This is a genomic window from Streptomyces sp. NPDC086777, from assembly GCF_040702065.1.
In the GTDB taxonomy this organism is placed as follows: domain Bacteria; phylum Actinomycetota; class Actinomycetes; order Streptomycetales; family Streptomycetaceae; genus Streptomyces.
Map to the genome: position 1 here is coordinate 10,158 of NZ_JBFBJI010000051.1, position 15,555 is coordinate 25,712.

14 protein-coding genes and 1 pseudogene are annotated in these 15,555 nt (G+C 71.6%); 12 read left to right on the plus strand and 3 right to left on the minus strand.

The annotated features are described in order from the left end of the window. Positions 1 to 213: pseudogene (locus tag AB0472_RS40985) on the plus strand (hypothetical protein); the annotation flags it as partial. A 590-nt stretch (positions 214 to 803) separates the two neighbouring features. Here the strand turns inward: AB0472_RS40985 and AB0472_RS40990 are convergent. Together AB0472_RS40990 and AB0472_RS40995 are read right to left on the minus strand one after the other, a co-directional pair. Continuing rightward, entirely contained in the window at positions 804 to 1,904 is a 1,101-nt protein-coding gene (locus AB0472_RS40990; RefSeq protein WP_366364457.1) for a DUF5937 family protein, read from the minus strand. A 208-nt stretch (positions 1,905 to 2,112) separates the two neighbouring features. After that, on the minus strand, positions 2,113 to 3,318 hold the full coding sequence (locus AB0472_RS40995) for a beta-eliminating lyase-related protein (RefSeq protein ID WP_366364458.1): 1,206 nt from the start codon (positions 3,316 to 3,318) through the stop codon (positions 2,113 to 2,115). Between the two features lie 176 nt (positions 3,319 to 3,494). On the opposite strand from AB0472_RS40995, the gene AB0472_RS41000 reads away from it, so the two are divergent. The 10 genes from AB0472_RS41000 to AB0472_RS41045 all read left to right on the plus strand — a co-directional run bounded on the left by AB0472_RS41000 (position 3,495) and on the right by AB0472_RS41045 (position 11,895). Beyond that, positions 3,495 to 4,442 (plus strand): DUF2520 domain-containing protein, encoded by a 948-nt coding sequence (locus AB0472_RS41000; RefSeq protein ID WP_366364459.1) that lies wholly within the window; start codon positions 3,495 to 3,497, stop codon positions 4,440 to 4,442. Continuing rightward, entirely contained in the window at positions 4,439 to 5,440 is a 1,002-nt protein-coding gene (gene panC / locus AB0472_RS41005) for a pantoate--beta-alanine ligase (protein ID WP_366364460.1), read from the plus strand. The genes AB0472_RS41000 and panC overlap by 4 nt, the downstream gene beginning before the upstream one ends. Further along, complete coding sequence (locus tag AB0472_RS41010; protein WP_366364461.1) at positions 5,437 to 7,185, plus strand: L-aspartate oxidase; 1,749 nt, start codon at positions 5,437 to 5,439, stop codon at positions 7,183 to 7,185. Before panC ends, AB0472_RS41010 begins: the two co-directional genes overlap by 4 nt. Positions 7,186 to 7,190: 5 nt before the next feature. After that, positions 7,191 to 8,168 carry a carboxylating nicotinate-nucleotide diphosphorylase gene (gene nadC, locus AB0472_RS41015; protein WP_366364462.1) on the plus strand — a complete coding sequence of 326 codons (978 nt, stop codon included), beginning with the start codon at positions 7,191 to 7,193 and terminating at the stop codon, positions 8,166 to 8,168. Positions 8,169 to 8,172: 4 nt separating this feature from the next. Then, entirely contained in the window at positions 8,173 to 8,970 is a 798-nt protein-coding gene (locus tag AB0472_RS41020) for a type III pantothenate kinase (protein WP_366364463.1), read from the plus strand. A gap of 314 nt (positions 8,971 to 9,284) precedes the next feature. Continuing rightward, positions 9,285 to 9,902, plus strand: coding sequence for a hypothetical protein (locus tag AB0472_RS41025; protein WP_366364496.1), 618 nt, complete (start codon positions 9,285 to 9,287; stop codon positions 9,900 to 9,902). Between the two features lie 84 nt (positions 9,903 to 9,986). Further along, on the plus strand, positions 9,987 to 10,166 hold the full coding sequence (locus AB0472_RS41030) for a hypothetical protein (RefSeq protein ID WP_366364464.1): 180 nt from the start codon (positions 9,987 to 9,989) through the stop codon (positions 10,164 to 10,166). A 138-nt stretch (positions 10,167 to 10,304) separates the two neighbouring features. Continuing rightward, the gene (locus AB0472_RS41035) at positions 10,305 to 10,727 is read left to right on the plus strand and encodes a BlaI/MecI/CopY family transcriptional regulator (RefSeq protein ID WP_366364465.1); all 423 of its coding nucleotides are present in this window, start codon (positions 10,305 to 10,307) and stop codon (positions 10,725 to 10,727) included. A 9-nt stretch (positions 10,728 to 10,736) separates the two neighbouring features. Then, positions 10,737 to 11,270, plus strand: a complete 534-nt coding sequence (locus tag AB0472_RS41040; RefSeq protein ID WP_366364466.1) for an amino-acid N-acetyltransferase — start codon at positions 10,737 to 10,739, stop codon at positions 11,268 to 11,270. A 289-nt stretch (positions 11,271 to 11,559) separates the two neighbouring features. Further along, a complete protein-coding gene (locus AB0472_RS41045; protein WP_093500012.1) occupies positions 11,560 to 11,895 on the plus strand; it encodes an Lsr2 family protein in 336 nt (111 codons plus the stop codon). Here AB0472_RS41045 and AB0472_RS41050 read toward each other — a convergent pair. Then, positions 11,874 to 12,560: an SCO3374 family protein gene (locus AB0472_RS41050; protein ID WP_366364467.1), complete on the minus strand. Its 687-nt coding sequence runs from the start codon at positions 12,558 to 12,560 to the stop codon at positions 11,874 to 11,876. The genes AB0472_RS41045 and AB0472_RS41050 overlap by 22 nt on opposite strands. Before the next feature lie 430 nt (positions 12,561 to 12,990). On the opposite strand from AB0472_RS41050, the gene AB0472_RS41055 reads away from it, so the two are divergent. Further along, on the plus strand, positions 12,991 to 15,516 hold the full coding sequence (locus tag AB0472_RS41055; protein ID WP_351960935.1) for an ATP-dependent Clp protease ATP-binding subunit: 2,526 nt from the start codon (positions 12,991 to 12,993) through the stop codon (positions 15,514 to 15,516). The last annotated feature ends 39 nt before the right edge of the window (positions 15,517 to 15,555 follow it).

The following is a 15,555-nucleotide window of genomic DNA, read 5'->3' on the forward strand; positions in this document are numbered from 1 at the left end:
TCTGACGGCTCCGTCGAAGCCTGGCTCAACACCGGCATAGCAGGGTGGTCGGCGCAAGGGAAAATCGCCGGCGGCGTGGGTCCGATCGCATCTGGTGATCGCATCGCTTTTGCCGATGTCAGTGGCGACGGCAGAGACGACTACCTAGTAATCCGGGCGAACAGTTCCATCGATGCCTGGCTAACGACCGGCTCTTACGGCCTCTGGCTGTAGAAACCGAGCACCAGCTGAAGGCTGCCCGTAACTCGATGAAGAGACCGGTCGCCTACCCCCTAAGGGCTAGCTTGCCCGGTTCCGGCATGACCCGCGACCCAATCGCGAGGCGACCAATAGAGGTCGAACTGGACATTGGCGAGCGGCTCTCAGAGTTACGGGACAGCCCTAGCCGCTGAGGCCCCGACGGAGGACCCGCCGGCGCCAGGACACTGCGGGCGGGATCCAGAACACGCAGCAGCTCCGTACGGAAGGACCTCAGGGCCTGCTGCCCCCTCGCGGTGTCCTGGTAGTTGGCGGTGACCGAATCTTGTGTTTCCCGTAGGTGTAGTGGCAGGTCTCTGCGCGACTGAGCTCTCCGGCTTCGTTTCGGGTTGATGCTGGTCAGTGGCGTGTGTGGGTGTGGAAGACGCGGAAGGGGTCGTTCGCGTTGCCGGCGAGGCGCGCCGCTGTCGGGGGCGCGACGGGCCGTCTGCCGTCTGCCGTCTGTCGCCCGCGGCGCCGTCGTGCCTGGTCGCGCAGTTCCCCCAGCCTTCGGCCGGGCGTGACCCCGGCGTCCCATCGGGGCGCCGCGCTTGGCGGCCTCTCGGCTAGCGGAGCATCCCCTCCAGGAAGTCGCTGCCGAGGCGGGCGACGACCGTGACGTCCAGCTGGTGCAGGACGTACCGGCCGCGGCGGCGCGTCGTGACCAGGCCCGCCTTCTTGAGCACGCCCAGGTGCCGGGACACCTCCGGCGCCGACAGGCCGTGCATCTGCGCCAGCTCACCGGTGGTGTACGCGCTGCGCGCCAGGTGCCGGCACAGCCGCATCCGCACGGGATGGGACAACGCCGCCATCCGCAGCGTCAGCTCCTCGACGGACGCGGGCGGGGCGAGTTCCGGCGAGCCGACCGGGTAGTGCAGCACCGGCTGCCAGCCGTAGCGGTGCAGCACCGCCAGATGCGGCCGGCCCAGGCTGGTGGGCACCAGCAGCAGGCCGTCGGCCGCCACGCGCGCGTGACCGTCGATGAGCTTGTCCACGGTGATCCGCGCGTCCGCCTCGTCGAGCGTCACGGCCGGCGAGACCGCCGTCAGCGCCTCGGCCAGCCCTCTGCGGCGCAGCAGCTCGGTCTTGTGCCGGGCATCGGCCTCCAGCTGGGGGCGCAGCCGTGACCAGGCGTCGTCGAAGAACGCCGCGGCGCAGTCCTCGAGGAACCGGCGCAGCCACGCACGCACACCCGGCGGGTCGTCCAGCAGCCGCCGGGCGAACCGGGCCTGCTGCGGGCCCCGCGAGGCGGCCGTCTCCAGCGCCCTGCTGCGCCCGGCCGGATCCGACAGGAGCGCCGGTGCCCGCGTGGAGTACGTGAGCACGCACGCGAACTCCAGGGCCGCGTCCACGAACTGTTCATCGGCCAGCTTGTCGAGCTGGTCGAGCTCCGCCGCGAGCGTGCCGGCCGGGAGGGTGCCCGGCACGGCCGCGTAGGGCAGGAACAGGTCCGAGAACGTCGTCCGCCACAGGAAGTCCGCCTCGCACATCCGGTCGGCCAGGTGCGGCTCCAGGCGGGCGGCGACGCCGGTCGCCCAGCCCTGCAGGCCGGGGTGGTGGCCGGGCTCGGACAGGGCGTGCAGCGCCATGCCGAGCTCGGCGAGCGGCGAGGGCACGACGGCGACGCTCTCGGGGCGCAGCCCCGGGATGTCGATACGTACGCTCATGTGCCCATCGTGCACCCTGCCGCGAGGCGGGTGGGCCGAGCACCTTCCGGGGGCGCCGGGTGCCGGGTGCGGTTCGGCGGCGGGTGCGGGTCGTGGGTGGCTGCGGGTCGTGGGTGGCGGGTGCGGGTCGTGGGTGGCAGCGGGTCGTGTGTGGGGGGCTAGCGCAGTTCCTACCCCCGGCGTTCGGCCGGGGGTACCCCTGGCGCGCCTAAAGGGGCGCTTCGGCTCGCGGCGTTTCGGGCAGCCGCCCCACGAAGTCCGCGACCGCTGCCCGCACGTCCTGGGCCGTCCACTCCAGGCCCGCCTCCGCCACCGTCACCTCGGTCATCGACAGGCCCGGGCCCTTGTGCTCCCAGAAGCCGGGGAAGAGGTAGGTGCCGGTCTCCTCGGCCTGGCGCACCGCCGTCTCCAGCAGGACGTCGGCGTCGTACGGCAGCCAGACCTGGAACTGGTGGGTGTGCGGTGGTTCGGGGTGGATGCGCGACCAGGGGACGCCCGCCCCGGTGAAGCCGTCCCGCAGGGCCGCGGCGACCACGCGCGCGTGGCGGACGTAGTCCGGGAGGCGGGGCAGCTCGTGGTCCAGGCCGGCCAGGGCCGCGAGGACGGTCGGGAACTGCTGGAAGATCATGCCGCCGTAGCGGTGGCGCCAGGTCTTCGCCTCCTCGACCAGGGACTTCGGGCCGGCCAGCGCGGCACCGCCGAAGCCGTCGAGGGACTTGTAGAACGACACGTAGACGCTGTCCGCCAGGTCCGCGATCTCGGACAGGGGGCGCTCGAAGTGGACGGTGGCCTCCCACAGGCGCGCACCGTCGAAGTGCACCACCGCGTCGCGCTCCCGGGCCGCCTCCACCAGCTCCGTGAGCTCCTCCCACGAGGGCAGCACGAAACCGGCGTCCCTCAGGGGCAGCTCCAGCATCAGCGTCCCGAAGGGCTCGGCGAAGTCCCGTATCTCCTGGGCGGTGGGGAGCCGGGGCTCGCCGGTGACCCGCACCGTGCGCAGGCCGGCCACCTCCCGGAAGGCGTTGCGCTCGTGCACCTCGGGATGGGCCAGGGCGTGCAGGGCGACCGTGGGGTTGCCGGTGCGGGCCGCCCAGCAGCGCAGGGCGACCTGCTGGGCCATCGTGCCGGTCGGGAAGAACGCGGCAGTCTCCGTGCCCAGCAGGGCCGCGACGCGCCGCTCCAGCGCCTCGACGACGCCGTTGCCGTAGACGTCCGTCGGTTCGTCCAGGTCGTACACCCCGGGAGCCGCCTCCTGGAGGCCCGCGAGCCGTTCGCGGAGCGAAGCGCGCCCGCCCACGCGCGCGAGGACGCGGGTGGCTCGCCCGTAGGCGGCGGAGCGCCGCTCCCGCATCCGGTCCTCAGCGGACAGGGGTTCCTTCGGCTGGTCGTCCCGGGCCGTGGCCGTATCACTCATGCCGTGGATGATGCCGTGGCAGGGCGGCCGGAAGCCCGTCATTTTCCGCCGCAGCACCGGTGTGATCCGTCACCCACAGCCTGTGGACGACCGATCGGCTCCGGACCGGATAGCGTTAACATGACGAGAAATCGTCCGGTACCCAGAGCGGACTGGAACGGGAAGGCCACCCTCGCGTGAGTACAGTCCAACAGCCAGACCCCAGTGAGCGCCCCGCGCGGCTCACCGTCGGCGTGGTCGGCGCCGGCCGGGTGGGCCCCGCGCTGGCCGCGTCCCTGCAGCTCGCCGGGCACCGCCCGGTGGCCGTCTCCGGGGTCTCCGACGCCTCCCGGCGGCGCGCCGAGGCGATGCTGCCCGACGTCCCGCTGGTACCCCCCGCCGAGGTCCTCCAGCGCGCCGACCTGGTCCTGCTGACCGTTCCCGACGACGCCCTGCCCGGCCTGGTCACCGGTCTCGCCGAGACCGGTGCGGTACGCCCCGGCCAGCTGCTCGTGCACACCTCCGGGCGGTACGGCGCGAAGGTGCTGGACCCGGCGCTGCGCGCGGGCGCGCTGCCGCTCGCCCTGCACCCGGCGATGACCTTCACCGGGACTCCGGTGGACGTGCAGCGCCTGGCGGGCTGCTCGTTCGGGGTCACCGCGCCGGAGGAGCTGCGGCTGGCTGCCGAGGCCCTGGTCATCGAGATGGGCGGCGAACCGGAGTGGATTTTCGAGGAGAACCGCCCGCTCTACCACGCGGCCCTCGCCCTCGGCGCCAACCACCTGGTCACCTTGGTCGCCCAGGCCATGGAGCTGCTGCGCACCGCTGGCGTGGAGGCCCCCGACCGGATGCTCGGCCCACTGCTCGGCGCCGCCCTGGACAACGCCCTGCGTTCCGGTGACGCGGCCCTGACCGGGCCGGTCGCGCGTGGCGACGCGGGCACCGTAGCCGCGCACGTCACGGAGTTGCGCAGGCACGCCCCGCAGACGGTCGACGGCTACCTGGCGATGGCCCGCGCGACCGCCGACCGGGCGCTCGCGCACGGCCTGCTGAAGCCGGAGCTCGCCGAGGACCTGCTCGGCGTCCTCGCCGACGGCGGCCACGGCACGACCGGTACTGACGGCACCGAGGGGAACTCCCGATGAACACCGCCCTGCTGCGCTCCGCCGACGAACTGCACGCGTGCGTGCGGCACGGGCGCCGTGCCGTCGTGATGACCATGGGCGCCCTGCACGAGGGCCACGCCACCCTGATCCGGGCGGCGCGTGAGACCGTGGGCCCGGACGGCGAGGTGGTCGTCACGGTCTTCGTCAACCCGCTGCAGTTCGGTGCCGGAGAGGACCTCGACCGCTACCCGCGCACCCTGGACGCCGACCTGAAGATCGCCGAACAGGCCGGTGCGGACATGGTGTTCGCCCCCTCCGCCGACGAGGTCTACCCGGGCGGGGAGCCCCAGGTGCGGGTCACCGCCGGTCCCATGGGCACGGTCCTGGAGGGCGCCTCCCGCCCCGGGCACTTCGACGGCGTCCTCACCGTCGTCGCCAAGCTGCTGCACCTCACCCGGCCCGACGTGGCCCTGTTCGGGCAGAAGGACGCCCAGCAGCTGGCCGTGATCCGGCGCATGGTGCGCGACCTGAACTTCGGCATCGACATCGTGGGCGTGCCGACCGTGCGCGAGGCCGACGGGCTCGCGCTGTCCAGCCGCAACCGCTACCTGTCCGTCGACGACCGGCGCACGGCGCTCACGCTGTCCCGCGCGCTGTTCGCCGGCCGCGACCGGCACGCGGCACAGGAGGCGCTGCGCGCGCGGGCGCTGGAGGTGCCCTCCACGCGGGCGCGTGCCGAGGCGCTCAGCGCCATAGGCGAGTCCCGGGCGGCCGCCGACGCGCACGCCGTCGCCAAGGCCGTGCCGAACGCCGCCGCGGCGGTCCGTGCGGCCGCCCGCCAGGTCCTGGACGAGGCCGTCCACTTCGACCCGCCGCTCGAACTGGACTACCTCGCCCTGGTCGACCCGTCCGACTTCACCGAGATCGACGACGACTTCACCGGAGAGGCCGTCCTCGCCGTCGCCGCCCGGGTCGGGACGACCCGGCTGATCGACAACCTTCCGCTCACCTTCGGAACCCTCGGAGCCGCCTCGTGACCAGCACAGGCACCAGCAGTACACGCACCAGCACCGGCATACGACTGCACGCGCCCGCCCCGGGGTGGAGCATCTCGGCGGACGTGGTCGTCGTCGGGTCCGGGGTGGCGGGTCTGACCGCGGCCCTGCGCTGTCAGGCCGCCGGACTCACCACGGTCGTCGTCACCAAGGCCCGTCTGGACGACGGCTCCACCCGCTGGGCGCAGGGCGGCATCGCCGCGGCCCTCGGCGAGGGCGACACCCCCGAACAGCACCTCGCGGACACCCTGGTGGCCGGTGTCGGCCTCTGTGACGAGGACGCCGTGCGGATCCTCGTCACCGAGGGCCCCGGCGCGGTACGCCGGCTCATCGACACCGGCGCCATCTTCGACGAGTCCTCCGAGGGCGGCCTCGACCTCACCCGCGAGGGCGGCCACCACCGGCGCCGGATCGCGCACGCGGGCGGCGACGCCACCGGCGCCGAGGTCTCCCGGGCCCTGGTGGAGGCGGTACGCGCGCGTGGGCTGCGCACCTTCGAGAACGCGCTCGTCCTGGACCTGCTGACGGACGCCGAGGGCCGTACGGCCGGCGTCACCCTGCACGTCATGGGCGAGGGCCAGCACGACGGCGTGGGCGCCGTGCACGCCCCCGCGGTCGTCCTCGCCACCGGCGGCATGGGCCAGGTGTTCTCCGCGACCACCAACCCGTCGGTGTCGACCGGCGACGGCGTGGCGCTCGCCCTGCGGGCCGGCGCGGAGGTCAGCGACCTCGAATTCGTGCAGTTCCACCCGACGGTGCTCTTCCTCGGCCCGGACGCGGAGGGCCAGCAGCCGCTGGTCTCCGAGGCGGTGCGCGGCGAGGGCGCCCACCTGGTCGACGCGGACGGCACCCGCTTCATGGTGGGGCAGCACGAACTGGCCGAGCTGGCGCCCCGGGACATCGTCGCCAAGGCCATCATGCGGCGCATGCAGGAGCGGGACGCCGAGCACATGTACCTCGACGCCCGGCACTTCGGCGCCGACATGTGGGAGCACCGCTTCCCGACCATCCTGGCCGCCTGCCGGGCCAACGGCATCGACCCGGTCACCGAGCCCATCCCGATAGCGCCCGCCGCCCACTACGCTTCCGGGGGCGTACGCACCGACGCGCGCGGGCGCACGACCGTACCCGGGCTCTACGCCTGCGGCGAGGTCGCGTGCACCGGCGTGCACGGCGCGAACCGGCTCGCCTCCAACTCCCTCCTCGAAGGCCTCGTCTACGCCGAGCGCATCGCCGCCGACATCACGGCGGCCCGCGCGGCCGACGGCCTGCACGCGCGCGTGCCCGCACCGGTCGCGCACCCCGAGAAGCCCGCGCACCCGCTGCTCGCCGCCGAGACACGCTTCGCCATCCAGCGGACAATGACCGAGGGCGCCGGCGTGCTGCGCTCCGAGGAGTCCCTGGCCAGGGCCGCCGCGCAACTCCAGCGGCTGCACACGGACGCCCGCGACGCCCTGGACGAGAACGGCAAGACCGCCGAGCCCGGCGTCGACACCTGGGAGGCGACCAACCTCCTGTGCGTGGCCCGCGTGCTCGTGGAGGCGGCCCGCCGCCGCGAGGAGACCCGCGGCTGCCACTGGCGCGAGGACCACGCGGACCGCGACGACGCCCGCTGGGAGCGGCACATCGTGGTACGGCTGAATCCGGACCGGACGCTGGCCGTGGGCACCACCGACACCGCAGACTTCCCCCCTACCCGGCCACACCAGCCACACCAGGAGCAGTGACAGACGTGAGCACCAACGACCTTCCCCTTGCCGACGGCGGCGGCTGCGGCGACGGCTGTGCCTGTGGCGCCGAGGGCGACGAGGAGTACCTGGAGTGCGGGCTCGACCCCGCGCTCGCCGAACTGCTGGCCGCCGCCGGGCTCGACCCCATCGAGGTCGAGGACGTCGCCAACGTGGCCATCCAGGAGGACCTGGCGGGCGGCCTGGACGTGACGACCGTCGCGACCATCCCCGAGGAGGCGGTGGCCACCGGCGACTTCGTCGCGCGCGAGGCCGGCGTCGTGGCGGGCCTCCGGGTCGCCGAGGCCGTGGTCTCCGTGGTCTGCGCCGACGAGTTCGAGGTCGAGCGGCACGTCGAGGACGGCGACCGGGTCGAGGCCGGGCAGCCGCTGCTGTCGATCACCACCCGCACCCGTGACCTGCTCACCGCCGAGCGCAGCGCGCTGAACGTCCTGTGCCGCCTCTCCGGCATCGCGACCGCCACGCGCGCGTGGGCGGAGGAGCTGGAGGGCACGCGGGCACGCGTGCGTGACACCCGCAAGACCACCCCGGGGCTGCGCTCCCTGGAGAAGTTCGCGGTGCGCTGCGGCGGTGGCGTCAACCACCGGATGTCGCTGTCCGACGCGGCCCTGGTCAAGGACAACCACGTGGTCGCCGCCGGCGGCGTCGGACCGGCCTTCAAGGCCGTCCGGGAGGCGTTCCCGGACCTGGCGATCGAGGTCGAGGTCGACACCCTCCACCAACTGCGCGAGGTCGTCGACGCGGGCGCCGACCTGATTCTTCTGGACAACTTCACGCCGGGGGAGTGCGAGGAGGCCGTCGCGATCGTCGGCGGGCGCGCGCTCCTGGAGGCGTCCGGGCGGCTCACGCTGGAGAACGCGCGGGCGTACGCCGAGACGGGCGTGGACTTCCTGTCCGTCGGTGCCCTCACCCACTCCTCGCCGATCCTGGACATCGGCCTGGACCTGCGCGAGGCGGAGTGACCCCATGCTGCTCACGATCGACGTCGGCAACACGCATACCGTCCTCGGGCTCTTCGACGGCGAGGACATCGTCGAGCACTGGCGCATCTCCACGGACGCGCGCCGTACCGCGGACGAACTGGCGGTGCTCCTCCGCGGCCTGATGGGCATGCACCCGCTGCTCGGCGACGAGCTGGGCGACGGCATCGACGGGATCGCGATCTGCGCGACCGTGCCGAGCGTGCTGCACGAGCTGCGCGAGGTCACCCGGCGGTACTACGGCGATGTGCCGGCGGTGCTGGTGGAGCCCGGGGTGAAGACCGGGGTGCCGATCCTCACCGACAACCCCAAGGAGGTCGGCGCCGACCGGATCATCAACGCGGCCGCCGCCGTCGAGCTGTTCGGGGGCCCGGCGATCGTCGTCGACTTCGGGACGGCGACGACGTTCGACGCGGTGTCCGCGCGCGGGGAGTACGTCGGGGGCGTGATCGCGCCCGGGATCGAGATCTCCGTGGAGGCGCTCGGCGTCAAGGGCGCCCAGCTGCGGAAGATCGAGGTGGCCCGGCCCCGCAGCGTGATCGGCAAGAACACGGTGGAGGCCATGCAGGCGGGCATCGTGTACGGGTTCGCCGGGCAGGTAGACGGGGTGGTCGGGCGGATGGCGCGGGAGCTGGCGGACGATCCGGACGACGTGACGGTGATCGCGACGGGCGGGCTGGCGCCGATGGTGCTGGGGGAGTCGTCGGTGATCGACGAGCACGAGCCGTGGCTGACGCTGGTGGGGTTGCGGCTGGTGTACGAGCGGAACGTGTCGCGGATGTGAGCGCGCGGTGGGGGCGGGCGTGGGTTTTCTCGCCCCCGCCGCCCCTGCCCGTCCCGTCCTGTCAGGGGGTGGGCCCCCTGCGGCCGCCCGTTTCGGGGGCTGCCGCCCCCGGACCCCCGCATCGGCCTGCCGGCCTCGTCCTCGAACGCCGGACGGGCTGAAAGCGCGCCGTGCCGGGCCGCGGTGGGGTGGCGTGGCGGGTGGCGGCGGCCAGGTGGGTGGCCGTGGTGCGCCACACCCGGTCGCTATGTCGAGTTTGTCTGATTTACGCGTATCTTCGGTCCATGCCCACGCCATACGGATCCCGCGGCGGCATGGCGTTCGGTGCGGAGGAGCTGCGTGTGCTCCGCCGTGCTCTCGCCCTCGCCCTTCACCCCGGCCCCGTCTCCGCCGAGGACGTCAAGGACTGTCATCGGCTCGCCGAGTCGCTCGACGAGGCGATCGGCGAGGGGGCCCGGCTGCGCGCCTTCCTGGTGGCCGATCTGGCCCGGTACCGTGCCGCCCTGCCGGGGACCGCCATCGGTTACCTGGCCCTCCTGGAGGAGGCGCTGGCGGCCGGGCACCGGCCCGCTCCGGACGACCTCGCCGCGCTGCGGGCGCTGCGCGGGAACGCCGTTGCCGCCGGTCTGCTGGGCCGCTGCCAGGAGCTCGCCGAGCACGATGTGCGGGCCCGGCTCGCCCAGGGGGCCCGCAAGGTACCGGCACCGGCCGTTCCGGGCGCCAGGGTCCGGCTGACGGCCCTGCCGGGCGGAGTGGCCGAGGAGTCGGAGAAGAAGCCCAAGGAGAAGCCCGCGGAGCGGCCCGCGCCACGGCCCGCGGCTCCCGAGCCCACCGCGCCGAAGCGCCCCATCCCCACGCCGGGCGAGGTCTTCCCGCGGCGCCGGCCCGCCGCGCCGCCGGCCGGGCCCCCGCGGCAACTCGCCGCGGGCTGACGGAAACGGCAGGCGGCGGGGGGTTGCGGCGTGGTTCGCCCACCCCGCCCCTTTCGCCCGGTCCGCCGTGGCTACTCTGGACCCATGGAATACTTCGCCGCGCTCCTGCCTCCGGTCGTCATGGCCGTCTTCTTCATCGGACTGGTCCGGGTGATCGTGAAGACCCAGGGTGGCGCCGCCAAGGCCAAGGAGGACGCCGCCGTCGACGCGGCCTTCGCGGAGAACGCCCGCCAGGCCGCCGTCTCCCGGGCCGACGGCGTCTGAGAGCCGGACCGCGCCCGTCTCGACGTACCGCACTTTCCGAGTCGTACGCCCCTTTTGTTCGGCTTTGTTGGTGAAAGTGCACGTCCGGCACGCCATTTGCGGGATCTCCCACTATTGTTCTGAGCTGTGCCTCGCCCATTGGGAGAACTCGAAGACGCGGTCATGACGCGGGTGTGGAAGTGGAACCGCCCGGTGACCGTTCGAGAAGTCCTGGAAGACCTTCAGCAGGAACGGTCCATCGCGTACACCACGGTGATGACCGTCCTGGACAATCTCCATCACAAGGGCTGGGTCCGGCGGGAGGCCGAAGGGCGTGCCTATCGATATGAGGCCGTCTCCACCCGGGCCGCCTACGCCGCCGCCCTCATGAACGACGCCTGGTCGCAGAGCGACAACCCGGCCGCCGCGCTCGTCGCCTTCTTCGGGATGATGAGCGACGAACAGCGCCAGGCACTCCGGGACGCCGTACGCATCGTGCAGGGTCCGGATAGCGAGAGGGAACACCGGGAAGCCCGGCAGGGGGAGAACCCCGGCTCGGTGGCGGACGCCGACGGGCGATAGCGTCCGCTCATGTCAGCGACGCGCCCCGAAGTGACCGCAAAAGCCATCACCGTCCGGCGGGCCCGGACCAGCGATGTCCCGGCCGTGCGCCACCTCCTCGACGTGTACGTTCGCGACCGCATCCTGCTCGACAAAGCCATGGTGACGCTTTACGAGGACATCCAGGAGTTCTGGGTCGCGGAACGCGACGACAACGCCGAGGTGGTCGGCTGCGGCGCACTGCACGTGATGTGGGAAGACCTCGCGGAAGTGCGCACTCTCGCGGTGAACCGGAGCCTCAAGGGGGCCGGTGTCGGTCATCAGTTGCTGGAGAAGTTGCTGGAGACCGCACGTTGGCTTGGTGTTCGCCGGGTTTTCTGCCTGACCTTCGAAGTCGAGTTCTTCGGGAAGCACGGCTTCGTGGAGATCGGCGAGACGCCCGTGGACACCGATGTCTACGCGGAGCTGCTGCGCTCCTATGACGAGGGTGTCGCGGAGTTCCTCGGACTCGAACGAGTGAAACCGAACACCTTGGGCAACAGCCGGATGCTTCTGCATCTGTGATCGTCGAGAGGGATCGCGGCGGACAAGGGCCGTCGAGGCAGAGATGGCCGGAGATGGGGCCGAGATCGGCCCGCTATTCAGCGGCATCCCCCCTTGCCCCGGTGCCCTATGTCCGAAACGCGCATGTTTCCGGGTGGGAGCGGGCCCCTCGGCCTCTCCCAGGGGTTTGTGTTTTTCCCGCAAAAGCGGTTTGCTTTCCGACGTACTGCAGTACTGCATATAACAGGGGGCGGCGAAACGGCGGGCGCCGCACACCCCGGCCCTGAAGTTATCGATGAAAGGAAATCCGGTGGCACAGAAGGTTCAGGTCCTTCTTGTCGACGACCTCGACGGCGGCGAGGCGGACGAGACCGTGACGTTCGCGTTGGACGGCAAGACGTACGAGATCGACCTCACGACCGCCAATGCGGACAAGCTGCGCGGCCTTCTCGACCCCTATGTCAAGGGCGGCCGGCGTACCGGTGGCCGTGCTTCCGGCGGACGCGGAAAGGCCCGTGCGGCTTCCGGCGGCAGCCAGGACACCGCGCAGATTCGCGCGTGGGCCAAGGAGAACGGTTACGACGTCAACGACCGCGGCCGTGTCCCGGCGACGATTCGCCAGGCCTACGAGGACGCGAACGCCTGACTGTCCTCCGGTCCGTGGCCCACGCGCCGCAGCCGGACGCGGTGGCACTCCGTGGCCAGCGTGTTCACCAGTCGTACGAGATCGGGGGCGCCTCCGACGCCCCCCATGGCCGACAGTGTCGGCAGCGAGGCCTCGACCTCGCACCCCGACTCGGGGGGCCGCAACCATACGGCGGCCCCCTGCACGGGCCCGGCCGGGCTCCCGGCACAGCCGGACGGCGGCCGGCTCCCGCTGCCCGACGGCCCGGGCCGGTCCGGGGCGTCCATCGCACCCCCGGCGCCCAGCGCCCGCAGGCCGAGATCCAGGGCCGGTGCGCCCCACTCCAGCCAGGTCAGCAGCCCCGGCAGCTCCTCCGCGCTGCCCGCCGCCACCAGCAGCCGCATCCGTCCGCCCTGAAGGGCCACCGGAGAGCCCGGCACCAGGTGCCCGAGCGCCCGCGCACCCGCCCGCGCCGGCACCTCGACCACGTCGAACCGCACGCCCGTGACCAGCCGCAACGGCTCTCCGGGCGCCGCGGGCACCGTCGCCCACCCCAGTTCGTTCTCGTACCAGTGCCGGACGGCGCCCGGACCGGAACCGGCGCCGTGCCCGGATCCGGAAGCGGAATCGAACGGAGAACGGGGGTGAGGGACCGTTGAAGCGGACAGAGGTGCGGTGCCGGCCATACCCGGCGCAACCGTCCCGGAACCCGTCGGGTTACGCTGGGTGTGCGTGTGACTGCGCAGAGTTCCGCGAACGGGGGTGTCCGGGGATCCGGAGAGACGCAAGGTTGTTCGCCCGTAGCGGAGGGACCGGGGGCCAACGGCATGGACTGTCAGTAGCAGCGGGTAAGACATCCCTAGTGGGAGGGGGCGACACGCAGGCGAGGGCGTCTCACGTTCGCCATCGGCGTACTGGAGGAAAGGGTAACTGCCTGGCCTGCGGGAACATCGTCTCGCACCATCGGGTTGGAGCATATGTCGGCGTTCGGGGTCAGGAGGCCATCGACGGTGTCGGCAGTTGGAATGAGCGGTCCCCGCTTGCGGGACTAAGCTGCGGAAGGACAGAGAGGGGAAGTTCCCCCCACTGCCTGACCGCTCTGAGGAGCGATTAACGATGTTCGAGAGGTTCACCGACCGCGCGCGGCGGGTTGTCGTCCTGGCTCAGGAAGAAGCCCGGATGCTCAACCACAACTACATCGGCACCGAGCACATCCTCCTGGGCCTGATCCACGAGGGTGAGGGTGTCGCCGCCAAGGCCCTTGAGAGCCTCGGGATTTCGCTCGAGGCGGTCCGCCAGCAGGTGGAGGAGATCATCGGCCAGGGCCAGCAGGCCCCGTCCGGGCACATCCCCTTCACCCCCCGTGCCAAGAAGGTCCTGGAGCTGTCGCTCCGCGAGGCCCTTCAGCTCGGTCACAACTACATCGGCACGGAGCACATCCTGCTCGGCCTGATCCGCGAGGGCGAGGGCGTCGCCGCCCAGGTCCTGGTCAAGCTGGGCGCTGATCTCAACCGGGTGCGGCAGCAGGTGATCCAGCTGCTCTCCGGTTACCAGGGCAAGGAGACCGCCACCGCCGGCGGCCCTGCCGAGGGCACCCCCTCGACGTCCCTGGTCCTAGACCAGTTCGGCCGGAACCTCACCCAGGCCGCTCGTGAGTCCAAGCTCGACCCGGTCATCGGGCGCGAGAAGGAGATCGAGCGGGTCATGCAGGTGCTGTCCCGCCGTACCAAGAACAACCCGGTCCTGATCGGTGAGCCCGGCGTCGGCAAGACCGCCGTCGTCGAAGGCCTCGCCCAGGCCATCGTCAAGGGCGAGGTGCCCGAGACCCTCAAGGACAAGCACCTCTACACCCTGGACCTCGGCGCCCTGGTCGCCGGCTCCCGCTACCGCGGTGACTTCGAGGAGCGCCTGAAGAAGGTGCTCAAGGAGATCCGCACCCGCGGCGACATCATCCTGTTCATCGACGAGCTGCATACGCTGGTCGGTGCGGGTGCCGCCGAGGGCGCCATCGACGCGGCTTCCATCCTGAAGCCGATGCTGGCCCGCGGTGAGCTGCAGACCATCGGTGCCACCACCCTGGACGAGTACCGCAAGCACCTGGAGAAGGACGCGGCCCTCGAGCGCCGCTTCCAGCCCATCCAGGTCGCCGAGCCGTCCCTGCCGCACACGATCGAGATCCTCAAGGGTCTGCGTGACCGGTACGAGGCCCACCACCGGGTCTCCATCACGGACGAGGCGCTGGTCCAGGCCGCCACCCTGGCCGACCGGTACATCTCGGACCGCTTCCTGCCGGACAAGGCGATCGACCTGATCGACGAGGCCGGCTCCCGGATGCGCATCCGCCGGATGACCGCGCCGCCGGACCTGCGCGAGTTCGACGAGAAGATCGCCGCCGTGCGCCGGGACAAGGAGTCCGCGATCGACTCGCAGGACTTCGAGAAGGCCGCCTCCCTCCGCGACAAGGAGAAGCAGCTCCTGGCCGCCAAGGCCAAGCGGGAGAAGGAGTGGAAGGCCGGCGACATGGACGTCGTCGCCGAGGTCGACGGCGAGCTGATCGCCGAGGTCCTCGCCACGGCCACCGGCATCCCGGTCTTCAAGCTGACCGAGGAGGAGTCCTCGCGTCTGCTGCGCATGGAGGACGAGCTCCACAAGCGGGTCATCGGCCAGGTCGACGCCGTCAAGGCGCTGTCGAAGGCGATCCGCCGTACGCGTGCCGGTCTGAAGGACCCGAAGCGCCCCGGTGGCTCGTTCATCTTCGCCGGCCCGTCCGGTGTCGGTAAGACGGAGCTGTCCAAGGCCCTCGCCGAGTTCCTCTTCGGTGACGAGGACGCGCTGATCTCCCTCGACATGTCGGAGTTCAGCGAGAAGCACACGGTGTCGCGTCTCTTCGGTTCGCCCCCCGGCTACGTGGGCTACGAGGAGGGCGGCCAGCTGACCGAGAAGGTCCGCCGCAAGCCGTTCTCCGTCGTCCTCTTCGACGAGGTGGAGAAGGCCCACCCGGACATCTTCAACAGCCTGCTGCAGATCCTGGAGGACGGTCGCCTGACCGACTCCCAGGGCCGGGTCGTGGACTTCAAGAACACGGTCATCATCATGACGACCAACCTCGGCACCCGGGACATCTCCAAGGGCTTCAACCTGGGCTTCGCGGCCACGGGTGACACCAAGTCCAACTACGAGCGCATGAAGAACAAGGTCCAGGACGAGCTCAAGCAGCACTTCCGGCCCGAGTTCCTCAACCGCGTCGACGACGTGGTCGTCTTCCCGCAGCTGACGCAGGAGGACATCCTGCGGATCGTCGACCTGATGATCAGCAAGGTGGACGAGCGCCTCAAGGACCGGGACATGGGCATCGAGCTCTCCCAGTCCGCGAAGGAGCTGCTGTCCAAGAAGGGCTACGACCCGGTGCTGGGCGCGCGGCCGCTGCGCCGCACGATCCAGCGCGAGATCGAGGACACCCTCTCGGAGAAGATCCTCTTCGGCGAGCTGCGTCCCGGTCACATCGTGGTCGTCGACACGGAGGGCGAGGGCGACACCAAGACCTTCACCTTCCGCGGCGAGGAGAAGTCGGCCCTCCCCGACGTCCCGCCGATCGAGCAGGCGGCCGGCGGTGCCGGGCCGAACCTGAGCAAGGAGGCGTAGCCCTCCGGGGTGAGCCGAGAAGAGGGGCCGGTGCTTTCC